Raw genomic sequence first — 21912 nt, 5'->3', positions numbered from 1 at the left:
CCGCACGCCACGACGGCGTGCGGGCCCCTCAGCGCCACCGATCAGCGGGGAGCCCGCTGATCGGTGGCGGTCAGCGCGAGCCCCTGCGCGGGGTCGGTTCCCCGTGGAGCCGGGCGCTCACCACTGGCCGCCGCGACGGCGGTCCCAGCGCTGCTCCATGCGGTTCATGAAGGACCCGCTGCGCCGGGTCCGGCCGGGCCGGGCCGGTCGCGGCGGAGCGGCACCGGGCTGCCCGTCGACGGAGCCCCCCGCTCCCCGCGCCGGCGAGAACGCCCAGATCGCGCCGGCGAGCATGACGATGAAACCGCCCGCTCCCAGCCATATCTGGCTCGTGCTGACCCCGGCGACGAGGAGCACGAGTCCGGCCACGACGGCTGCGACGCCGATGACGAGGCGCCGGCGAGCGGCGCGACCGTGGCGGGAACCCCGCATGGCGTTGGCGAACTTGGGATCGTCCGCGGACAGCGCACGTTCCATCTGCTCGAGCAGACGCTGCTCATGTTCCGAGAGCGGCACCTGTACCTCCTGGCGTGCGCACGTTGTCTGTTGAGGATAAGTCCCGCGGACGGTCGGCGAAACTCGGGTTAGCACATGGTCCACCACTCGGAGCCGCCGGGTAGTGCTCCCGGGGGCTCCCACTCCTGCAGGGCTCCAACGTCCGGGGCACCGAGCGGAGTTCCGCACCACGGCGCGTCGCCCTGCGCGGGCTCCAGCAACGTGGCCGGTCTCACACTCCCGGCACCGAAGCGGGCACCGGCCCGGTCCACCGCGCCGTCGGCCTCGCGCCAGCCGAGCACCCGCTCCCCCAGCCGCAGCTGGTGCGGCTGCCCCGCGGCGGGCGCCAGGCCCTCCAGGCGCACCCCGACCCCGCGCAGCCGGGCCCGCTGCAGGCCCAGCCCGTCGAGGAGGTCCCGGGCCGTGGCGTGCACGAGCCGGGTGACGTCCGTGCGCTCGGGCAGCGTCCGGGAGCGGGTGAGCGCGGTGGAGTCCGCGAAGCGGACCCTGAGCACCACCGTGCGGCCGGCCACCCCGGCGGCCCGCGCCCGCGCCGCCGCCCGCGCGGCCACCCGCAGCAGCTCCCGGTGCACGACGCGCGGGTCGTCGACGTCGCGGGTGAAGGTCCGCTCCGCGCCGGTGCCGCGCACCGCGGCGGGCACCACCGCCCGCTCGTCACGCCCCCAGGCCAGGGCGTGCAGGCGGCGGCCCGGCCCGTCCCCCAGCGCCCGGGCCAGCGTGGTGACCGGCGTGTGCGCGAGGTCGGCCACCGTGCGCAGGCCCAGCCGCTCCAGCACCCGCGCGGTGGCGGCACCCACCCCCGGCAGCGCCCCGGCAGGCAGGGCGTGCAGGAACGCCACCGTCCGGGCGGGCCCGACCAGGGCGAACCCGTCGGGGGCGGCCGCCGCGGACGCCAGCTCGGCGACGAGCTTGGTCGCGCCGGCCCCCACCGAGCAGGTCAGGCCCTGCTCGTCGGCCACCGCGTCGCGCACCAGCTCCCCCACCCGGGCCGGGCCGCCCAGGCGGCGCACCGCCCCGGAGACGTCGACGAAGGCCGCCCCCGGGCCGAGCGGCTCGACCACGGGGGTCAGGGAGCGCAGGACCTCCAGGACGCCCGCCCACGCTCGGGCGTGCTCGGCCTCGTCGGCGGCGAGCACGGTGAGCTCCGGGCACAGCCGTCGCGCCCTGCTCAGCGGCACCCCCGGGTGCAGGCCGCGCCGGCGCGCCTGCGCGGTGGCGCACACCACCACGCCGCGCCCGCCGGCGACGACGACGGGGGTGCCGTGCAGCTCCGGGCGCCGCCGCAGCTGCACGCTCACGCGGAAGTCGTCCACCGCGACGTGCAGCACCGTGCACCCGGCCTCGTCCGGGGACGGGGCCGGCGCCGGGCTCACCCGCCCCGCCCGGCGGCGCGCCGGGCGCCGGCCTCAGCGGCGGGCGTGCAGGTGCAGGTGCCCGGCCAGCGCCAGCAGCTCCGGCGAGCGCGCCGCGAGCGCCTCCAGCTCGCGCAGCAGCGCGGCGCCGTCCTCGGCCTCCGCGCAGGCGGCGGGCACCAGCTCGCTGAACGTGCGGGTGCCCTCCACCTCGGTGACGGTGAAGCCGGCCGCCTCGGCCAGCTCCGTCGCCGAGGCGCGGTCGAAGCGCCGGCGCAGCGGGTCGGTGCCGCCCCAGCGGTGCTCGGTGCCGGACAGGGCGTGCAGGGCCTGCGGCAGCTGCCCGGCGAGCACCCGCGCCAGGACCGTGGCCGGCCACTGCGCCACCAGCAGGCTGAGGCGCCCGCCCGGGCGCAGGGTCGCGTGCGCCGCCCGCAGCGCCGCGGCGGGGTCGTCCACGACCTCCAGCACCCCGTGGCACAGCAGGACGTCGGCGCTGCCCGCCGGCAGCAGGGTCGACAGCTCGGCCGCGTCGCCCTGCACGGAGCGGACCCTCTCGGACAGGCCGGCCTCGGTGGTGCGCCGCTCCAGCGCCGCCAGGGCGTCCGGGGAGGGGTCCACGACCACCACCCGGTGGCCCAGCGCGGCGACCCGCACGGCCAGGCCGCCGGTGCCGCCGCCGAGGTCGACCACCGAGCGCGCGGCGCCGGCGTCGTCACCGGCGTCGGCGAGCAGGCGCTGCACCCCGTCCCAGAGGACGGTCGACGTGCGGGGGCGGCCCCGTTCCTTCGCCACGCGTTCCTCCCAGCGCTCGCGGACGGGCCCCACCCTAGACACCGGGGAGCCGCCGGCCGCGGCGCCACCCGCGGCGCGGCGCCGCTCAGCACCCCGGGCCCTGCGGGCCGGCGGGCCCGAGCCCGCGGACCCCGCCCGCGCGGGCGGCCGCGCGGGTGTCGCGCACGTCGTGACCGGGCGGGCGCAGGTCGGCGTACGGGGACTGCCGGAACCCGCTGGGGTGCACCAGGACGCGCCCCGCCCCCACCGGCGGCGCTGCACCGCCTCCCGGCCCGCCCGCCGGTGCGGGTGGCAGCGCGGGCGGCAGCACCCCGCCGCCCGCGCGCCAGTCCCGCCACAGGCCGGTCAGCTCCCACGCCCCGGTGGCGCGCAGCGACACCCCCCGCGGGCCCGTGCGCCGCAGCACCCCGCGCACCAGCAGCAACCAGGAGGAGAAGACCGTTCCCGCCCACTGCTCCAGGGCGTCCTCGAAGAACGCGGCGTCGGCCGGGCCCGTGGGGTCGTCGAGGGTCAGGAACACCACCCGCCGCCCCGAGCGCACGGGCGGGGTCTGGGTGGCGACCTTCGCGCCCGCCACGAGGAACTCCGAGCCGTTGCGCCGGCGCAGCAGGTCGCGCGCCGGGGTGACGCCCAGGGCCCGCAGCAGCGGCAGGTACGAGGTCAGGACGTGGGCGCTGACGTCCAGCCCCAGGACCTCCAGCTCGGCGCGCACGCGCTCGGCCCCGCCCACCTCCGGCAGGCCGGCGGCGGGCAGGTCCTCGGGGCCGTCGCCCAGGTCCAGGGCCAGCTGCCCCGCGACCGCCGCGCCGGCGCGGCGGCGCCCGGCGCGCTCCAGCTCGGCGACCTGCAGCAGCAGGTCCCGGCGCGTGGTGCGGCCCCGCCGGCCGGCGCCGGTGGCACCGCCGGTGCCGTGCAGGCGGTCCAGGGCGCCGGCGAGCACGAGGTGCTCGGCGACCGGCCGCGAGGGGCGGGCCCGCTGCCACAGGTCCGACAGGGAGCGGTAGGGCTGCCCGGCCACGATGCGGGCGACCTCGTCGGCGGAGGTGCCGCGCACCTCCGTCAGCGGCAGCCGCACGCCGTACCCGGTGCCGTCGGCCACCCCCGCGCCGAGCTCGGCGGGACGGCGGGCCGGGGCCTCCCCGGGGACGGGCTCGACCCGCTCGACGCGGTAGGCGTCTCCGGAGGCGTTGACGTCCACGCCCAGGACCTGCACCCCCAGGGTGCGCGCGTCGGCCAGCAGGAGCCGCTTGGGGTACATGCCGGGGTCGTGGGTGAGGACCCCGGCGAGGAACGCCGCGGGGTGGTGGGTCTTCAGCCACGCCGACTGGTAGGTCGGCAGCGCGAAGGCGGCCGCGTGGGCCTTGCAGAACCCGAAGGAGGCGAAAGCCCGCAGCACCCGCCATATCCGCTCGACCGTCTCCGGGGCGTAGCCGCGCTGCAGGGCGCGGCGCCGGAAGCGCGGCTCGAGCTCCTCCTGGCCCTCGCGGGTGCCCAGCCGGCGGCGGTGCTCGTCCGCCAGGGCGCGGTCGTCGCCGGTGGTGGCGCTGAGGATCTCGATCACCTGCTCGTGGAAGACGACGACGCCGTGCGTCTGCTCCATGACCGGGCGCAGCCGCTCGTCGAGGACGTCCGCGGGCGACCACCCCTGCCGGGCGCGCAGGAACGGGGTGACCATGTCCGACTGCACCGGCCCGGGGCGGAACAGGGAGATGTCGACCACCAGGTCGGCGAACGTCTCCGGCCCGAACCTGCCGATGAGCTCGCGCTGGCCGGGCGACTCGATCTGGAAGCAGCCCAGGGTCCGGGTGGAGCGCACCAGCCGGAACGTCGCCGGGTCGTCGAGCGGGACCTGCGCGCGGTCGTCGAGGTCGAGCTGCTCGCCCTCCACGCGCGCCACCTCCCGCACCGCGTGGGCCATCGCCGACTGCAGGCGGATCCCCAGCACGTCGAGCTTGAGCAGCCCCAGGTCCTCCACGTCGTCCTTGTCGAACTGGCTCATCGGGAACCCCCGGGAACTGGTCTCCACGGGGGTGCGCCGCAGCAGCCCGGGCCCGGACAGGACGATGCCGCAGGGGTGCAGCGACACCTGCCGGGGCAGGCCGTCCAGGCGCTCGACGAGGTCGAAGAGGGCGTCCAGCCGCTCGGCGCCCAGGCCGCTGCGCCGCAGCTCGGGCAGCTCGGCGGCGGCGGCGCGGGCCTCACCGGCCCGCACGTGCGGGAAGGCGGTGGCCACGGCGTCGACCTCGGCGGGCGGCAGGCCCAGCGCCGCGCCCACGGCGCGCACGGCCTGGCGCACCCGGTAGGTGCCGACGCTGGACAGGCAGGTGGCGCGCTCGCCGCCGAAGCGCTCCAGCACCGCGGCGCAGACCTCCTCGCGGCGGGCGGCCTCCACGTCCAGGTCGATGTCGGGCAGCTGCCCGCGGCGGGCGTTGAGGAAGCGCTCCACCAGCAGCCCGTGCGCGAGGGGGTCGACGCCGGAGATCCCCAGCAGGTGGTTGACGAGGCTGCCGGCGCCGGAGCCGCGGGCGGCCACGCGCACGCCCAGGGACCGGGTGAGGTCGCAGACGTCGGCGACGGCGAGGAAGTAGCTCGCGAAGCCCACCTGCGCGACGGTGCTCAGCTCCGCGTCCAGGCGGTGGTGCACCGCGGCCAGGTGCCGTTCGCCGGCGCCGGGGTAGCAGCGGCCCACGCCCGCCGCGCACCGCGCCCGCAGGACGGCGTCGGGGTCGGTGCCCGGCGGCAGCCGCAGGGCGGCGAGGTCGGGCAGGTGGTGCGCCCCGACGCCCAGGTCGGCCGCCGGGTCCAGGCGGGCGCGCTCGGCCAGCGCCGCGGTGGCGGCCAGCAGCTCCCGGGCGAGCCGGTCGCCGCCGCCCGCCGCGCGCGCCACCCGCCCGGCGGTGCGGGCCATGCCGTCGCCGTCCACGAGGTGGCCCTGGGCGCTGACGCGGTCCAGGTGCCGGGTGCCCAGCGGCACGAGCCGGCGCACGGCGTCGAGCAGGTCGGCCGTGACGGCCCCCTGCGGGGTGGCGTGGCGCACGGCCGCGGTGAGCACGGCGGGCACCCGCTCAGCGCGCGCCAGCGCCAGCAGCCGCGCGGCGTGCTCCAGGCTGCCGGGGGTCCCCGGCGGGCCGTCGTGGCAGAGCACCTCCACGTGCAGGCACCCCTGCGGCAGCGCCGCCCGCCAGCGGCGCAGCACCGCCCGGGCCAGGTCGTCGCGGCGGGCCAGCACCGCCCGGCCGACCTCGGAGGCCGGGCCGAGGAGCACCGCGAGCGCCGCGCCGCCCGCGGGTGCGGCGGCGTGCCGGGAGACCGGCTCCACGCCGGCGACCGGCCTGCCCCGCGGCCCCGCGAGGTGGGCGGCGCCGACCAGCCCGCACAGGGCCGCCCACCCGTCCCCGGCCCCGGCGCCGCGGCCCAGCCCGCTGCCCGCGCCGAGGGCGAGCACGGTGGCGCGCGGCAGGCGGGGATCCACGGCGGCGCCCCCGCGCACCGGGGTGCGGCGGGGCCGGGCCGGGTCCCGGGCGGGGCCACCGCCGGAACCGGCGGGCCCGGTGGAGGGGTCGGCCCACGGGGGCGGGCCGGCGACCAGCCCGGTGGGTGCGGTGGCGAGGTCGACGCCGAGGACGGGTGCCACCCCGGCCGCGGTGCAGGCCCGGACGAACTTCACCGCGCCGTACAGGCCGTCGCGGTCGGTGAGGGCCAGGGAACCCATCCCGAGGTCCGCGGCGCGGGCCACCAGCTCGGCCGGGGACGACACGCCGTGGCGCAGGGAGAAGCCCGAGGCGACGTGCAGGTGGGTGAAGGGGGCGGTGCTGGGCACGCGGGGGTCCTCCCGGCGGGTGGTGCGCCCGCGGGGAAGGACGGAGCAGCGGTGGGGCGGTGGGTCGGGCGAGGCGGTGGGGCGGGCGGCTCAGCTGGCCAGCGGGTGCAGCCGGCTGAGCCCGAGCTGGGCCTCGACGACGCGGTGGAAGCCCACCGCGTCGTCGAGGAGGGCGTCGGCCGCCGCGGCGTCGACGACGCCGGTGCGGCCGGCCTCCACGCGGGCCCGCAGGGGTGCGGTGGCGGCGAAGCGCCGCGCCCACTGCTCGAGCTCGGGGTCCAGGCGCGGCAGCATCTCCCACACGCTGCGCGGCTGGCTGCGCCGCGGGGCGGTGGGCCTGCCGTGCACGGCGACGAGCGCGGCGCCGGCGCGCAGGGCGGACAGGTGGGCGTGGACGTAGCGCTGGGCCGGGTCGCTCGTGCCGGCCGCTGCGCGCAGTTCGGTCTCGCACCGCTCGAGCAGGTCCAGCGCGGCGGTGGTCAGGGGGCGGGGGCGGTCGGCGGTACCCTCGGGGGCGGCGCCGGGGGAAGAAGCCCTCGGGGTGGTCATCGCGGTTCACCTCTCCGGTGCGTCCGGACGTCAGTCGCTGACGCGCAGCAGCTGCCACGCGCCGTCACCGTCCTGGGTACCAGCCGCCTCCGACACGACCGCCCGCTCACGGGCTGCGGTGCCCGCCGGCACGGGGTGCGCCAGGTCGTAGACGCCCACCGGGGCCCGTCCCACGGCGGCCTCCACGCGGAACACCTCGCGCTCCAGGTCGCCCAGGGCCAGGAGGGGCCGCGAGCTCACCGATGCCTCTCCGCCCGGCTCCTCGCCGTGCAGCGCCGCCACCGCGGGCTGCTCCCACCAGGCGCTGCGCTCGCGCCAGCGGCCCAGCACGGCGCGCACCAGGTAGAGCCTGCCGCGCCAGACGAACTGCACGGGAGCCTGTTCCGGGGCACCGGGAGGGCCCCCGCGGACCCCGCACCGCACGTGCACCTCGTCCGAGAACCGTCGCACCGCTGCTTCCCCCTCCTGCTCCAGCCGGCGCCGCGGGCCTGCCGCGGCGGGCGAGCCGGGGGAAGCGGCTCGTCGCGGGACGCCCGGGGCGCGGGCCGCGGGGCTTCCCCTCCCCCCGGACCGCGCCGCCGGGCGGCCACGGCGTTCGAACACGAGTTCGAACGCTCTTCGAAGCTACACCACGGGCGCCCCTCGGCGTCAACGGAACGACCGTCGTCCACAGGTCTGCCGGGCGGGCGGCACCTGCTGCTCCCCCGGTGCCCCGCAGCGGGTTCCCCGGCGCGCCCGCTCGGCGCGACGCCGGACCGCGACGGCCCTACCGTGAGGGTGCATGAGGTGGACGACCGCCGGTCGCACCGCCGCCGCGGGCGGTCTGCTCGCCGCGCCCGCTCCCCCCACGGCCCCCGAGGACCCCGCCGCGCCCGCGCCGCCCGCCGGCGAGCACCCCGCCGTGACGGCCACCGCCCGCGCCCTCGCCGGGCTGGACGCCACCGGGGAGGTGGTGCGGGTCCCGGCGGGACTGCGCACGAGCGCCGAGGTGGCCCGGCACCTGGGCGTGGCACCGGCGGCCGTCGCGCGCAGCAGCCTGCTGCGGGCCCCGGGAGGACAGCTCGTCCTCGTGCTGGCCTCCGGCGCCCACGACCTGTTCCCGCCCGTGCTCGCCGCGGTGCTGGGCGTGCCGCGGCTGCACCCCGTCGGCGAGGTGGAGACCGTGCGCCTCACCGGGTCGCCGCCGGGGTGCACCTCCCCCGTGGGGCTCACCGAGCCGCTGCCCACCTACGTCGACGTGACGCTGGCCGTGCACCCGGTGCTGTGGGTGCCCGCCGGTCACCCGAGCGCCCTGTTCCGCACCCGCTACGACGAGCTGCTGAGGCTGGCGGGCGCCCACCCGGTCGAGATCGGGTGAGCGCCCTCCTGGAGGGCCTGGCCGTCCGGGAGGTGGGCAGCGCCGGCCCCGGCGCGCCCCGCGTGCTGCTGGTGCACGGTCTCGGCGGCGCGGCGAGCACCTGGTCGCTGGTGGCGCCCGCCCTGGCGCACGACCACCGCCTGCTGCTGGTCGACCTGCCCGGCCACGGGGACAGCCCGCCCCCCGGCCCGGCCGAGGGGCCCGGCGCCATGCGCGCCGCCGAGCTGGGCCGGCGGTTGCGCCGCGCGGCCGTGCGGCTGCGCGCGGCGGAGGGCTCGGCGGTGCACCTGGTGGGGCACTCCCTGGGCGGCTGGGTGTGCCTGGAGGCCGCGGCGGCCGACGGCGCGCGCGACCCCGACGGCCTGCTGGGGCCGGCGCCTGCGGACCCCGCCGTGGCGAGCGTGGTCGCCCTCGCACCGGCGGGGCTGTGGGCCGCCCCCCGCCGCCGCCCCCCGCTGCTGCCCACCGGTCAGCGCTTCGCGCGCTGGTACGCGAACGCCGCGCCGCACCTGCCGTTCGACCCGCTGCCCACCCGGTGGGGACGCACCCTGGCGTTCGCGGCCACGAGCGCGGCACCGCGCGAGCTGCCGGCCGCCCTGGCCCGGGAGGCGGTGCTGTCCGTGGCCTCGGCCGCCGGGTACGCGGCAGCGGACGCGGGCCTGGCCGCGGGCGCGTTCACGCGCGGGGCCGACGTGCGGGTGCCGGTCGTGGTCGTGGCCGGGCGGCGCGACCGGGTGCTGCCGCCCTCGCACCTGCTGCGCACGAGCGCACCGCCGCACGCGCGCTGGCTGGAGTGGGACCGCTGCGGGCACGTGCCGGCGTGGGACCGCCCGGCCGACGTCGCGGAGCTGGTGCGCGAGCACGTGCGGGACGTCGGGCGGGGGGCCGACCGGACCGCCGCGGGGGGCGGCACCGGGCCCGCGTAGCGTCGCGCGGGTGCCCACCCCCCGCGCCGCGGAACGCCCGGCCCTGGTGACCCTGGACGTGTGGGGCTTGGCCCCGCGCGCCGTCCCCGGCGCGCTGGCCCGGATGGCCCTGGACCGCCCCCTGCTGGCCCGCGCGCCCGGTGCGCGCTTCGCCAAGCTGCTCGGCACCGGCGACGGGCGCACCTTCACCGTGCGCGACGCCGACCCGCTGCGGTGGGCGGTGCTGGTGGCGTGGGCCTCGGAGGAGGACGCGCTCGCCTTCGAGTCCTCGGCGACGGTGCGGGCGTGGCGGCGCCTGGCCCGCGAGCGCCTGCGGGTGGAGATGACGCCCCTGACCAGCAGGGGCCGCTGGGGCGGCCGGGAGCCGTTCGGGGGTGAGGACCTGCGCGCGGCGCGCTCGCACGAGGGCCCGGTGGCGTCGGTCACCCGGGCGCGGCTGCGGCCGCTGCGGGCGGCCTCGTTCTGGCGGGCGGTGCCGCCGGTGTCGGCGGAGCTGCACCGGGTGCCGGGGCTGCGCTGCGCGCTGGGCGTCGGCGAGGCCCCGCTGGGGTACCAGGGGACCTTCTCGGTGTGGGAGTCCACGGCGGCGCTGCGGGAGTTCGCGCACCGGCGCGCCGCGCACGTGGACGTGATGGACCGCACCCCGGCGGCGGGCTGGTACGCCGAGGAGCTGTTCGCCCGGTTCGCGGTGCGCTCGGTCACCGGGACGCTGGCCGGCCGGGCGCCCTGACGGCCGCGGCGGGCGACCGCCCCGGGAGGCGGTGTCCGGAGCCCTCCCTAGAGTGGCGAGGTGATCTCCCGATTCGCCCCCGCCCTGGCCGGTGCGCTCACCGGCGCCGCGGTCCTGTCGCAGGTCGCGCACCCGCTGCTGCGGGGAGAGGCGCTGCGGCGCACCACCATCGGCTCGGTGGGGGTGTTCTGCGCCGCCGCGGTGACCGACGCCACCCGCCGCGCGGGCGTGCGCGGCGGCGCGACGGCGCTGGCGGTGGCGGGCGGGCTGGGCCTGGTGGCCGAGGCGGTCGGCACCCGCACCGGCCTGCCGTTCGGCCGCTACCGCTACGCGGGGACGCTGGGCCCGCAGGTGCTGGACGTGCCGGTCGCGGTGCCGCTGGCGTGGACGATGATGGCCTGGCCGGCGGTGCAGCTGGGGCGCCGGCTGGCCCCCCGCGGCCGGGGGCGGCACGCGGTGGCCGTGGGCACGGCCGCGTGGACGCTGGCGAGCTGGGACCTGTTCCTGGACCCGCAGATGACGGCCGCCGGGCACTGGAGGTTCGAGACCCCGCACCCGCACCTGCCCGGCCTGCCCGGCATCCCGCTGAGCAACTACGCCGGCTGGCTGCTGACCGCGACGAGCATCTGCGCGGCCCTGCACGCCCTGGTGCCCGAGGAGCGGGAGGTGGCGGTGCCGCAGGCGGTGCCGGGTTGGCTGCTGGGCTGGACCTGGCTGGGCTCGACCCTGGGCAACGCGGTCTTCTTCCGCCGCCCCGCGGCCGCGGTGTGGGGCGGGCTGGGGATGAGCCTGACGGTGGGCCCGTACCTGCGCTCGCTGCGGCGGCGGGCGTGAGCCGGGTGCGCGCGGCGCTGCGCGCGCTGACGTGGACGGGCTCGGCCGCGGCCACCGCCCTGACCGCCCACTCCCTGCTCAACGCGCGGGCGCTGCGCACCCCCTCGCTGGACCCGCCGCCCGTCGCCGGCCGGGTCAGCGTGCTGGTGCCGGTGCGCGACGAGCAGGCGCGGGTCGGCGCCTGCCTGGCGGCGCTGCTGGACCAGGTGGGCGTGCCCGATCTGGAGGTCCTCGTCCTCGACGACGCCTCCACCGACCGCACGGCCGAGGTGGTGGCGGCCGTGGCGGCGACGGACCCGCGGGTGCGGCTGCTGCGCGGCGACGGCCCGCCGCCGGGCTGGCTGGGCAAGCCGCACGCGTGCGCGGCGCTGGCGGCCGCGGCCACCGGCGAGGTGCTGGTGTTCGTCGACGCCGACGTGGTGCTGGCCCCGCACGCCCTGGCCGCGGGGGTGGACCTGCTGCGCGGCACCGGGCTGGACCTGGTGTGCCCGTACCCGCGCCAGCTGGCGCACACGTGGAGCGAGCGCCTGGTGCAGCCGCTGCTGCAGTGGTCGTGGCTGACGACGCTGCCGCTGCGGGCGGCGGAGGTCTCCCCGCGCCCGTCGCTGTCGGCGGCGAACGGGCAGTTCCTGCTGGTGGACGCGGCGGTGTACCGGCGCGCCGGCGGGCACGGCGCGGTGCGCGCGGCGGTGCTGGACGACGTGGAGCTGCTGCGGGCCCTCAAGGCCGTCGGGGGTCGCGGCGGGGTCGCCGACGGCACCGAGCTGGCCACGTGCCGCATGTACGAGAGCTGGCCGGCGCTGCGCGAGGGGTACGCCAAGTCGCTGTGGTCGGCCTTCGGCTCCGCGCCGGCGGCGCTCGCGGTCTCCGCGGGGCTGGTGCTGACGTACGTGCTGCCGCCGCTGGTGGCGCTGGGCGGCTCGCGCGCGGGAGCGGTGGGGTACGCCGCCGCGGTGGTGGGCCGCTACGCCGCGGCCGAGCGCACCGGCGGCCGCTCGCTGCCGGACGCGCTGGGGCACCCGGCCTCGGTGGCGCTGCTGGTCGGCCTGCTGGCCGACTCCTGGCGCCGGCACCGGCGCGGCGGGCTGACCTGGAAGGGGCGGGCGCTGCCGTGAGCCGGGTCGTGGTGGTCGGCGCCGGGCTGGGCGGGCTGTCGGCCGCGGCGCGGCTGGCCGCGCTGGGGCACGAGGTCGTGCTGTGCGAGCGGGCGGAGCAGGTGGGCGGCAAGCTCGGCTGGTTCAGCCGCGACGGCTTCTCCTTCGACACCGGTCCCTCGCTGCTGACGCTGCCGGCCGTGCAGCGCGACCTCTTCCTCAAGACGGGCGCACCGATCGAGTCGGTGCTGGACGTGGTGCCGCTGGACCCGGTGGCGCACTACCGCTTCGCCGACGGCACCGAGCTGGACCTGCCCGGTGGCGGGCTGCCGCGGGTGGCCGCCGCGCTGGACGCCGCGCTGGGCGCAGGCACCGGCGAGCAGTGGACGCGCTTCCTGCGCCGGGCGGGCGCGGTGTGGGACGTGGCGCGCGAGCCGTTCCTGGAGTCGCCGCTGCAGGGGCCGCGCACGCTGCTGCGCCTGGCGCGCAGCACCTCGGACGTGCGCACGGTGGCGCCGTGGGCCTCGCTGCGCTCGCTGGGGCGGCGCTACCTGCACGACGCGCGGCTGCGGGTGCTGCTGGACCGCTACGCCACCTACTCCGGCTCGCACCCGGCGAAGGCGCCGGCCGCGCTGGCGACCGTGCCGTTCGTGGAGCAGGCGTTCGGCGCCTGGTACGTGCGCGGCGGGCTGCACCGCCTGGCGCTGGCGGTGGCCGAGCGGGCCCTCGAGCGCGGGGTGCGGGTGCGCACGGGCGCCGCGGTGGAGCGGGTGCTGGAGGCCGGTGGCCGGGTCGCGGGGGTCCGCCTGGCGGGGGGCGAGGAGCTGCGCGCCGACGTGGTGGTCTCCGCGGTGGACGCCGCGCACCTCTACCGCGACCTGCTGCCGCGCCCGCGGCTGCGGCCGGACCCGCGGCGGCGCTCCTCCTCGGGGTTCGTGCTGCTGCTGGCGCTGGAGGGGCGCACCCCGGGCCTGCGCCACCACACCGTGCTGTTCCCCGACGACTACGACGCCGAGTTCGCCGACCTGGCGGCGGGCCGCCCGGTGGCCGACCCGACCGTCTACGTCAGCGCCCCCGACGACCCGGCGCTGCGCCCCTCGGACGGCACCGAGGCGTGGTTCGTGCTGGTCAACGCCCCCGTGCACGACCCCGGCGCGCCCGCGCCGGGCGGCACGGACTGGGCGGACGAGCAGCTGGTGCAGCGGTACACCGGGCAGGTGCTGGCGACGATGGCCCGCCGCGGCCTGGACGTGCGGGGGCGGTTGCGCTGGTGCGAGGTGCGCACCCCCGCGGACCTCGCGAGCGCCACCGGCAGCGACGGCGGCGCCATCTACGGCACCTCCAGCGACGGCGCCCGCTCGGCGTTCCTGCGCCCGGCGAACCGCTCGCCGGTGCCGGGGCTGTTCCTCGTCGGGGGCAGCGCGCACCCGGGGGGCGGGCTGCCGCTGGTGGGGCTGTCGGCGCGCATCGTGACCGACCTGATCGGCCCCGCCTGACCCTCGGGTCAGAGCCGGCGGCCCAGCGCCACCGCGACCTGGACGAGCCCGACCGCGCCCAGCACCGCCCACGCGGCGGCGCCCAGCAGCGCCCACGGCGCCTGCCCGGGAGCGATCGCGGTGGCCGCGGCGCACCCGGCCGCCACGGCGAGGCGCACCGGTCGCTCGGCGACGCTGACGACGCCCACGTCGTCCACGCCCAGACCCTGGGCGCGGGCGCGCACGTACTCCTGCAGCTGCGCCAGGCCGCCGGCGAGCGCCGCCAGCCAGGCGGGGGCGCCGCAGCCGAGCAGCACCAGGGCGCAGGCGGCGTCGCCCACCCTGTCGCAGCAGGCGTCCAGCAGGGCGCCGCGGTCGCTGGTGCGCCGCCGCAGCACCGCCACGGCGCCGTCGAGGTTGTCGAGCACCCCGCCGGCGGCGACGAGGACGGCGACGGCCACCGCGGGCGCCCCGCCGGGCCCGGCGGTCAGCGCCAGCCAGGCGGCCGCGGCGGCCAGCGCGGTGCCCGTCAGCGTCACCGCCGCCGGCGGCACCCGCGCGACGGCGAGCGGGCGGGCCAGGACGTGCGCGCCGCTCAGCCAGGCACGCACCAGGCCGGTGGCGGCGGCGCCGCCGTGCAGCTGCGACCACCGGCGCAGGTACTCCTCGCGACCGGGCACGCCGGCACCGCGCGTTTGAGGGTCGCGCTGGGTGGGCACGAGGTCCACGGTAGGCGCGCTCACGGCCGGGCCCGCTCGCGCACGCCCGGTCGCCGCGTCCTGCCCCCCTGCCTAGAGTGCCCCTGTGCCGCCGCCCCCCACCGCGCCCTCGACGGTTCCCGACCCCGCCCGCCGCGCCGCCGCGCTCGGTGTGCGCGAGCGGGTCGAACAGGTCCTGACCGGCTTCCTCGACGACCAGCGCCGCGTGCTCGGCGAACTGGGCGACGACTGCGAGCCGCTGCTGGAGGCGGTGACGACGCTGCTGGCCGGCGGCAAGCGGCTGCGCCCGGCGTTCTGCTACTGGGGCTTCCGCGGCGCCGACGGCGGTGTGCCGGACGGGTCCGAGGTGGGCGTCGTCACCGCCGCCGCAGCGCTGGAGCTGTTCCAGGCGGCGGCGCTGCTGCACGACGACGTCATGGACGACTCCGACACCCGCCGCGGCAAGCCGGCCGCGCACCGCTGGTTCGCCGGGCTGCACGCGGACGCGGGGTGGGACGGCAGCGCCGAGCGCTTCGGCCTGGCCGGCGCGGTGCTGGCCGGCGACCTGTGCCTGGCGTGGAGCGACGAGCTGTACCAGCGTGCGCCGCTGGCCACCGACGCCCTGCGCCGCGGCCGGCGCGTGTTCGAGACGATGCGCACCCAGCTGATGGGCGGGCAGTACCTGGACATGCTGGAGCAGGCGTCCTCGGTGCGCCTGGGCCCGGCGGGGGCGGTGGAGCGGGCCCGGCGGGTGGTGCGGTTCAAGAGCGCGAAGTACTCGGTGGAGCACCCGCTGCTGCTGGGCGCGACGCTGGCGGGGGCGGCGGAGCCGCTGCTGGCGGACCTGTCCCGCTTCGGCCTGGCGCTGGGCGAGGCGTTCCAGCTGCGCGACGACGTCCTGGGCGTCTTCGGGGACCCGGGCGAGACGGGCAAGCCCGCCGGGGACGACCTGCGCGAGGGCAAGCGCACCGTCCTGGTGGCGCTGGCCGTGCAGGCCGCCTCCCCCGCCCAGGCGGCGGTGGTGGCCGAGCGCCTGGGCGACCCGGCGCTGGACGCGGACGGGGTGGCGGCGCTGCGCCAGGTGCTGGTGGACACCGGCGCCCTGGACGGGGTGGAGCGGATCATCGAGGAGCAGGTGGACGTGGCGTGCAGCACCCTGGACGCCGCGCCCCTGACGGAGCCGGCGCGCGAGGCGCTGCACGAGCTGGTCGTCGCGGCCACGAGCAGGAGGTCCTGATGGCCGGGTCGACGGGGTCCGCGGGGCTGTCCCGGGCGCTGGACTGGCTGCCGGGCCGCACCCGGCGCGTGAGCGGGCGCACCGACCGCGTCGTCGTCGTGGGCGCCGGCCTGGCGGGGCTGTCGGCGGCGATGCGGCTGGCCGCGGCCGGGCGCGAGGTGACGGTGCTGGAGCGCGAGGACGTGCCCGGCGGGCGCGCGGGGCTGTCCGTGAAGGACGTGCCGGACGGGCAGTACCGCTTCGACACCGGCCCGTCGGTGCTGACGATGCCGGACCTGATCGCCGACTGCTTCGACGCGCTCGGCGAGCGCGTGGAGGACTGGCTGGACCTGCGCCCGGTGGACCCGCTGTACCGGGGCACCTTCGCCGACGGCTCGCGCCTGGAGGTCTCCGCCGAGGTGGAGCGCACCGCGCAGGCGATCGCGGAGCTGTGCGGGCCGGCGGAGGCCGACGGGTACCGCCGCTTCGTCGCCCACGTGGGGGACCTGTACCGCTACGAGATCCGCGACTTCATCGACTCCAACATCGACACCCCGCTGGACCTGCTCAAGCCGAACCTGGTGCGGCTGCTGGCCGCGGGCGGGTTCAAGAAGATGGCCCCCGAGGTCGGCAAGCACCTCAAGGACCCGCGCACGCAGCGGATGTTCTCCTTCCAGGCGCTGTACGCGGGCATGTCGCCGTACGACGCGCTGGCGCTGTACTCGGTCATCGCCTACATGGACACCGTGGCGGGGGTGTTCTTCCCGAAGGGCGGGATGCACGCCATCCCCACGGCGATGGCCGCGGCGGCGGAGAAGCACGGCGTGCAGTTCCACTACGGCACCGAGGTGGCGCGGGTCGAGCGCACCGGCCGGCGCGCCACCGGGGTGATCACGACCGACGGGCGCCGCTTCGGCGCCGACGTGGTGGTGCTGAACCCGGACCTGCCGGTGGCGCACCGCGACCTGCTGGGCACCGACCCGTGGCGGGTGCGGCACCTGACGTACTCGCCGTCCTGCTACCTGATGCACGTCGGCTCCAGCGCCGACTACCCCGACCCGGTGCACCACTCCATCCACTTCGGCGCGGCCTGGGAGCAGGTCTTCGAGGAGCTGGTCGACGGCCGGCTGATGAGCGACCCGTCCATCCTGGTCTCGCGCCCCACCGTCTCCGACCCGGGCCTGGCCCCGGCGGGCAAGCACGTCTACTACGTGCTCTTCCCGACCCCGTCGCTGGCCGCGGGGCCGTCCCCGATCGACTGGGACCGCCTCGCCCCGCGCTACCGCGAGCACGTGATGGGGGTCCTGGCCGAGCGCGGCTACCCGGGCTTCTCCGACGCGGTGGAGGCCGAGGACGTCATCACCCCGGCGGACTGGGAGCGGCAGGGCATGGCGGCCGGCGCCCCGTTCGCGTCCTCGCACGCGTTCCGGCAGACCGGGCCGTTCCGCCCCGCCAACCTGTGGGGCGAGAACGTCGTGTTCACCGGCTCGGGCACCCAGCCGGGCGTCGGCGTGCCGATGGTGCTGGTCTCCGGCCGCCTGGCGGCCGAGCGGATCACCGGCCCGGACCCCTCCTACCGCTCGCGGGCCTGGCGCTGAGCACCGCCCCCGCGGCTCACGGCGCGCACCGGCACCTGGCACGATCCGCGCCGTGAGCACCCGCGACCTCGACGCCGCCGCCCGCACCGACCCGCAGCTGCGCGACCCGCAGCTGCGCGCGGCCTTCGAGCTGTGCCGGACGCTGCACGCCGAGCACGGCAAGACGTACTACCTGGCCACGCTGCTGCTGCCGCCCGCCAAGCGGCCGTACGTGTGGGCGCTGTACGGCTTCGCCCGCTACGCCGACGAGTTCGTGGACTCCCTCACCGACCCGGACCCCGCCGCGCTGGTGGAGTGGTCGGACGCCTTCCTGGCGTCCCTCGACGCGGACGGCCCGGCGGACCCGGTGGGGCGGGCGATGGCGGCCACGATGCGCCGCTGGGGCATCCCCCGGGAGCACGTCGAGGCGTTCCTGACCTCGATGCGCATGGACATCACCGAGACCGGCTACGCCACCTACGAGGACCTGCGCCGGTACGTGCACGGCTCCGCGGCCGTCATCGGCCTGCAGATGCTGCCGGTCCTGGAACCCGTCGCGCCCGGCGCCGAGGAGCCGGCGCGGGCGCTGGGCGAGGCGTTCCAGCTGTCCAACTTCATCCGCGACGTCGGCGAGGACCTGGACCGCGGGCGGGTGTACCTGCCCCAGGAGGACCTGGACGCCTTCGGCGTCACGCGCGAGGACCTGCTCGCCGGCCGGCGCGCCGGCACGACCCCGCCCGCGGTGCGCGAGCTGCTGGCGTTCGAGATCGCCCGCACCCGGGAGCTGTACGCGGTCGCGGAGCCGGGGATCGCGATGGTGCACCCCACCAGCCGCGACTGCCTGCGCACCGCCTACGAGCTGTACGGCGGCATCCTCGGGGCCGTGGAGGCCGCCGGCCACGACGTGCTCGGCCGGCGCGTGCGGGTGGGGCTGCCGCGACGGCTGGCCGTGGCGCTGCCCGGCCTGGGCCGCGCCCGCCTGGCCCGCCGCCGGGAGGCGCGCTGGACGGCCGCCTGAGCGCCGCGCGCACCCCCGGTGTGCGCGCCTCAGAAGGACAGCGCCTGCGCCCGGCGGCGCACCTCGGTCTTGCGGTTGGCCTTGAGCGCGTCGATCGGCGTGCCGGGCAGCGTGTCGTCCGGCGTGTAGAGCCAGCGGATCGTCTCGACGTCGCTGTAGCGGGAGTCGGCCAGCACCGACAGCGTGCCGCGCAGGTGGTGCAGCGGGCCCTCCGGCGTGACGAACGCGGCGGGGATCGACGCCACCGAGCGCTCGCCGCGCCGCACGGCGAGCAGCTCGCGCTCCTGCAGCCAGCGCCGCACGGTGCGCAGGTCCACGCCGGCGACCTCCGCGGCGTCGGGGACCGTCAGCCACTCGGGGACCAGGGCGTCCAGTTCGTCGCCCGGCTCACGGGCGATCTCGGCTCTCAGCGGTGCGACCACCCCCCCAGCGTGCCACCTCCCGGGGACTCGTTCCACGGGCCCGCCCGCGCGCCTCCCCCACCCGCGCCGCGCCGTGATCCACCGTGGTGACCGGTGCGCCCGCACCGCTCGGGTAGGTTGCGAGCGCCGGCCGCCGCGAGGGACCAGCAGGGCACCAGCGCGGGCACCGGCAGCCGGCACCACGAACACCTCGGCAACGAGCACCCCAGCACCGGACGACCTCGGGAGGACCCCCGCATGGCCGAGCACGGCGACGACCCGACCAGCACCGACGAGCCCCGCCGCCGCAGCCGCTGGCTCGCCGCGGCCGCGCTCGTCGGCGCGGCGGGCCCCACCGCGGTCGTGCCCGCGGGTGCCGCCTCCGCGGCCACCGGCGCCCAGGTGCCCGCCGCCGCACCGACCGTGGCGCACGCCGCCGCGGCCGCCGGCGACGGCGACCCCGTGGTCGTCGTCCGGCGCGGGGACACCGTCAGCGGCATCGCCGTGCGCACCGGCAGCACGGTCGCGGCGATCACCGAGGCCAACGGCCTCGGCCCGCAGGCGCGCATCGTGGAGGGGCAGCGGCTGCGCGTGCCCGCCCCCACCGCCGCCTCGAGCTCCGCGGCCGCGGAGCACACCGTGGTGGCCGGCGAGACGCTGACGTCCATCGCGGCGCAGCACGGCACCACCGTCGCGGCGCTGCGCGAGGCCAACGGGCTGGACGCGCGCGGCTTCATCCGCGCCGGGCAGGTCCTCAAGGTCGGCGGCGGCGCGAGCACCGGCACGACGACCGGCACCACCGCGTCCGACACCTACACCGTGCGCGCGGGGGACACCCTGTCGCACATCGCCGCGGCCACCGGCACCACGGTCGCCACCCTGGTGGAGCTCAACGGCCTGGACCGCACCGGTTTCATCGTCGAGGGCCAGGAGCTGCGGCTCGCGCAGCGCCCGACGGCCACCCCCGCCGCGCCGCCCGCCTCCGAGCAGGCCGGCTCCCTCGCGGCGGCCGTGGAGGCCAACCGGGCGCGGCTGGCGCAGGCCGACATCCCCAGCCGCGACGAGATGCGCGAGATCATCCGCTCCACCGCCGTGCGCCTGGGCGTGGACCCCTCCCTGGCGCTGGCCATCGGCTACCAGGAGTCCGGCTTCAACATGGGCGTGGTCTCGCACGCCAACGCCATCGGCGCCATGCAGGTGATCCCCACCTCCGGGGAGTGGGCCTCGGACCTGCTGGGCGAGGAGATCGACCTCTTCGACGCCCGCGACAACGCCAAGGCCGGGGTCGCGATCCTGCGCACGCTCGTGGCGAGCAACCCGCCGGACATCGCCATCGCGTCCTACTACCAGGGGCAGGCGTCGGTGCGCTCGCGCGGCATGTACGACGACACGCGCCGGTACGTGGCGAACGTGCAGACCCTGCAGGCCCGCTTCCGCTGACGCGCGCGGCGGTGCCCGGGCCCGCCCGCGGGTCTGCCTAGACTCGCTGACCGTGGACGCCATCCTCTCCGACCCGCTCGTCGGGCGCGTGCTGGACCGGCGGTACCTGGTGCTCAGCCGCATCGGCCGCGGCGGCATGGGGGTCGTGTACCGCGCCGAGGACCAGCGGCTGGACCGCGAGGTGGCGCTGAAGGTGCTGCGCGCCGACCTCGCGCACGACCCCGTGGCGCGCCAGCGCTTCGTGCGCGAGGCGAAGTCCGCCGCGCGCCTGGCGCACCCGGGCGTGGTGTCGGTGCTCGACCAGGGCGTCGACGACGGCGCCGAGCGCGGCGACGGCCAGGAGACGGCGTACCTGGTCATGGAGCTGGTCACCGGCCGCACCCTGCGCGACGTCGTCCACGAGGAGGGGTCGCTGACGGTCGGCGAGGCGCTGGACGTGACCGCCTCGGTGCTCGACGCGCTGGGCGAGGCGCACCGCAAGGGCCTGCTGCACCGCGACGTCAAGACCGGCAACGTCCTCGTCGGCGACGACGGGCGGGTCAAGGTCAGCGACTTCGGCCTGGCCCGCTCGGCGGGGCCCACCCAGGCCAGCACCGCCGCGACCGGCCCCGACCTGCTGGGGACCGCCGAGTACCTGGCCCCCGAACAGGTCTCGCGCGGCATCGCCGACGCGCGCAGCGACGTGTACGGCGTGGGCGTGCTGCTGTTCGAGGTGCTCACGGGAGCTCCCCCCTTCACCGGCGACACCCCCATCCGCGTGGCGTACCAGCACGTCTACGACGACCCGCCGGTGCCCTCGACGCTGGTGCCGGGCCTGCCCGCGGCGGTGGACCGCCTGGTGCTCGACGCGCTGGCCAAGGACCCCGACGACCGCCCCCACGACGCCGGCGAGATGCTCGCGCAGGTGCGCCAGGTGCGTGCGGGTCTGACCCCCGAGGAGCTGGCCGTCCGCTCGGCGCGCCCCGCCGCCGGCGGGGGCAGCGCCACGGTGCGCCTGGACCTGGCCGCGGACGCCCCGGCGCTCGCGGCCGGTGCCCGGGGCGGGGAGCACGGGGCGGAGGGTCCCGGGGACGGTGCGGCCGAGGGCGTCCCGGCTCCGGCGGCGAGCGCCGTCGCGGTGCCCGGGCGCCGCCGCGGCCGGCGCGGGGTGCTGGCGATGGTCCTGACCCTGGCGGTGCTGGCCGTCGCCGCGGGGGTGTCGTGGTGGTTCATGGCCGGGCCCGGCGCCTTCACCACCGCCCCGGACGTGGCCGGCCGCAGCCCCGAGGCAGCCGCCCAGCAGCTGCGCTCGGCCGGTTTCCAGGTGGACCGGCGCGAGGAGTTCAACGACACCGTGCCCGCGGGCACGGTGATCGGCACCGACCCGGCCGCCGGTGAGCGGGTGCGCGAGGACGGCACCCTCACCCTCGTGGTCAGCCGCGGCGTGCAGCACTTCGACGTGCCCGAGGTCGCCGGGCGCGAAGCCGCCGACGCCGGGGCGGCGCTGCGCGAGGCGGGCCTGGCCGTCGGCGCCGTCGTCGAGGAGTTCAGCGAGGACGTCGCGCAGGGCCGGGTGATCCGCACGGACCCCGCCGCCGGCACCTCCGTCCCGCACGACTCCCCGGTGGGGCTCGTCGTCTCGAAGGGCCGCCAGCCGCTGGCCGTGCCCGACGTGGTGGGCCAGTCCCTGGAGGACGCGCGCACCCGGATCGCCGAGGCGGGCCTGGTGGCGGGCGAGCCGACGCGGCGCACCAGCGAGACGGTCGCGGCGGGGCGGGTGGTCTCCCAGGAGCCCGCCGACGGCACCCTGTTCCGCGGCGACACCGTCGAGCTCGTGGTGTCCACCGGCCCGCCGCTCGTGGAGGTGCCCGGCGGTCTGCAGGGCGAGCAGCTCGCCGAGGTCCGCGCCACCCTGGAGGGCCTGGGGTTCACGGTTCGGGTGGAGGAGGTCCTCGGCGGCATCTTCGGCACCGTGCGCTCGGTGGACCCCGGCTCCGGGCAGTCGGTGCCCAAGGGCTCCACGATCACGGTGACGGTGGTCTGAGAGCCCGTCGCGGCCGGGACGCCGTGCCACGAGGGGCGGAGCACGGGGACGACGCACGAGGGCCCCGCCGCGGCGAACCGCGGCGGGGCCC

19 protein-coding genes are annotated in these 21912 nt (G+C 78.5%); 11 read left to right on the top strand and 8 right to left on the bottom strand.

The window, feature by feature from the left end; translation table 11 throughout:
- Positions 1 to 117: 117 nt before the first annotated feature.
- The 6 genes from ACRYR9_RS09530 to ACRYR9_RS09505 all read right to left on the bottom strand — a co-directional run bounded on the left by ACRYR9_RS09530 (position 118) and on the right by ACRYR9_RS09505 (position 7482).
- The gene (locus tag ACRYR9_RS09530; protein WP_432495151.1) at positions 118 to 516 is read right to left on the bottom strand and encodes a DUF3040 domain-containing protein; all 399 of its coding nucleotides are present in this window, start codon (positions 514 to 516) and stop codon (positions 118 to 120) included.
- 68 nt (positions 517 to 584) lie between these two features.
- On the bottom strand, positions 585 to 1889 hold the full coding sequence (locus ACRYR9_RS09525) for a DNA polymerase Y family protein (protein ID WP_432495149.1): 1305 nt from the start codon (positions 1887 to 1889) through the stop codon (positions 585 to 587).
- Positions 1890 to 1922: 33 nt separating this feature from the next.
- A complete protein-coding gene (locus ACRYR9_RS09520; protein WP_432495147.1) occupies positions 1923 to 2663 on the bottom strand; it encodes a methyltransferase domain-containing protein in 741 nt (246 codons plus the stop codon).
- Between the two features lie 85 nt (positions 2664 to 2748).
- A complete protein-coding gene (locus ACRYR9_RS09515; protein WP_432495145.1) occupies positions 2749 to 6483 on the bottom strand; it encodes a PHP domain-containing protein in 3735 nt (1244 codons plus the stop codon).
- 90 nt (positions 6484 to 6573) lie between these two features.
- On the bottom strand, positions 6574 to 7032 hold the full coding sequence (locus tag ACRYR9_RS09510) for an SAV_6107 family HEPN domain-containing protein (protein ID WP_432495143.1): 459 nt from the start codon (positions 7030 to 7032) through the stop codon (positions 6574 to 6576).
- A gap of 30 nt (positions 7033 to 7062) precedes the next feature.
- Positions 7063 to 7482: a DUF6504 family protein gene (locus ACRYR9_RS09505; protein WP_432495141.1), complete on the bottom strand. Its 420-nt coding sequence runs from the start codon at positions 7480 to 7482 to the stop codon at positions 7063 to 7065.
- A gap of 331 nt (positions 7483 to 7813) precedes the next feature.
- On the opposite strand from ACRYR9_RS09505, the gene ACRYR9_RS09500 reads away from it, so the two are divergent.
- The 6 genes from ACRYR9_RS09500 to ACRYR9_RS09475 are packed head-to-tail and all read left to right on the top strand — an operon-like array spanning position 7814 to position 13469.
- Positions 7814 to 8389: an aminoacyl-tRNA deacylase gene (locus ACRYR9_RS09500; protein ID WP_432495139.1), complete on the top strand. Its 576-nt coding sequence runs from the start codon at positions 7814 to 7816 to the stop codon at positions 8387 to 8389.
- Positions 8386 to 9315 carry an alpha/beta fold hydrolase gene (locus ACRYR9_RS09495; RefSeq protein WP_432495137.1) on the top strand — a complete coding sequence of 310 codons (930 nt, stop codon included), beginning with the start codon at positions 8386 to 8388 and terminating at the stop codon, positions 9313 to 9315. The genes ACRYR9_RS09500 and ACRYR9_RS09495 overlap by 4 nt, the downstream gene beginning before the upstream one ends.
- Positions 9316 to 9325: 10 nt before the next feature.
- On the top strand, positions 9326 to 10045 hold the full coding sequence (locus ACRYR9_RS09490) for a monooxygenase (RefSeq protein ID WP_432495135.1): 720 nt from the start codon (positions 9326 to 9328) through the stop codon (positions 10043 to 10045).
- A 60-nt stretch (positions 10046 to 10105) separates the two neighbouring features.
- Positions 10106 to 10879, top strand: coding sequence for a carotenoid biosynthesis protein (locus ACRYR9_RS09485; protein ID WP_432495133.1), 774 nt, complete (start codon positions 10106 to 10108; stop codon positions 10877 to 10879).
- Positions 10876 to 11994: a glycosyltransferase family 2 protein gene (locus tag ACRYR9_RS09480; RefSeq protein ID WP_432495131.1), complete on the top strand. Its 1119-nt coding sequence runs from the start codon at positions 10876 to 10878 to the stop codon at positions 11992 to 11994. The genes ACRYR9_RS09485 and ACRYR9_RS09480 overlap by 4 nt, the downstream gene beginning before the upstream one ends.
- The gene (locus tag ACRYR9_RS09475; protein WP_432495129.1) at positions 11991 to 13469 is read left to right on the top strand and encodes a phytoene desaturase family protein; all 1479 of its coding nucleotides are present in this window, start codon (positions 11991 to 11993) and stop codon (positions 13467 to 13469) included. The genes ACRYR9_RS09480 and ACRYR9_RS09475 overlap by 4 nt, the downstream gene beginning before the upstream one ends.
- Before the next feature lie 8 nt (positions 13470 to 13477).
- On the opposite strand, the gene ACRYR9_RS09470 is transcribed toward ACRYR9_RS09475, so the two are convergent.
- Positions 13478 to 14167, bottom strand: a complete 690-nt coding sequence (locus ACRYR9_RS09470) for a CDP-alcohol phosphatidyltransferase family protein (protein WP_432495127.1) — start codon at positions 14165 to 14167, stop codon at positions 13478 to 13480.
- Positions 14168 to 14252: 85 nt separating this feature from the next.
- Here ACRYR9_RS09470 and ACRYR9_RS09465 point away from each other — a divergent pair, with 85 nt between their 5' ends.
- Genes ACRYR9_RS09465 through ACRYR9_RS09455 form a run of 3 tightly spaced genes read left to right on the top strand, consistent with a single transcriptional unit; the run spans position 14253 to position 17957 of the window.
- Positions 14253 to 15383: a polyprenyl synthetase family protein gene (locus ACRYR9_RS09465; protein WP_432495125.1), complete on the top strand. Its 1131-nt coding sequence runs from the start codon at positions 14253 to 14255 to the stop codon at positions 15381 to 15383.
- Positions 15383 to 16960 carry a phytoene desaturase family protein gene (gene crtI, locus ACRYR9_RS09460; protein WP_432495123.1) on the top strand — a complete coding sequence of 526 codons (1578 nt, stop codon included), beginning with the start codon at positions 15383 to 15385 and terminating at the stop codon, positions 16958 to 16960. Before ACRYR9_RS09465 ends, crtI begins: the two co-directional genes overlap by 1 nt.
- A gap of 52 nt (positions 16961 to 17012) precedes the next feature.
- Complete coding sequence (locus tag ACRYR9_RS09455) at positions 17013 to 17957, top strand: phytoene/squalene synthase family protein (RefSeq protein ID WP_432495121.1); 945 nt, start codon at positions 17013 to 17015, stop codon at positions 17955 to 17957.
- A gap of 29 nt (positions 17958 to 17986) precedes the next feature.
- On the opposite strand, the gene ACRYR9_RS09450 is transcribed toward ACRYR9_RS09455, so the two are convergent.
- Positions 17987 to 18379, bottom strand: coding sequence for an Rv2175c family DNA-binding protein (locus ACRYR9_RS09450; protein WP_432495119.1), 393 nt, complete (start codon positions 18377 to 18379; stop codon positions 17987 to 17989).
- Between the two features lie 237 nt (positions 18380 to 18616).
- Between ACRYR9_RS09450 and ACRYR9_RS09445 the strand changes: the two genes are divergently transcribed.
- Positions 18617 to 19798 (top strand): lytic transglycosylase, encoded by a 1182-nt coding sequence (locus tag ACRYR9_RS09445; protein WP_432495117.1) that lies wholly within the window; start codon positions 18617 to 18619, stop codon positions 19796 to 19798.
- A 52-nt stretch (positions 19799 to 19850) separates the two neighbouring features.
- A complete protein-coding gene (gene pknB, locus ACRYR9_RS09440; RefSeq protein ID WP_432495115.1) occupies positions 19851 to 21821 on the top strand; it encodes a Stk1 family PASTA domain-containing Ser/Thr kinase in 1971 nt (656 codons plus the stop codon).
- The last annotated feature ends 91 nt before the right edge of the window (positions 21822 to 21912 follow it).

Origin of the sequence: Kineococcus auxinigenes (assembly GCF_050871525.1) — a bacterium.
Classification (GTDB): Bacteria; Actinomycetota; Actinomycetes; order Actinomycetales; family Kineococcaceae; genus Kineococcus.
Note: the sequence above shows the minus strand (reverse complement) of the source record. Positions and strands in the feature narration are given on the sequence as shown.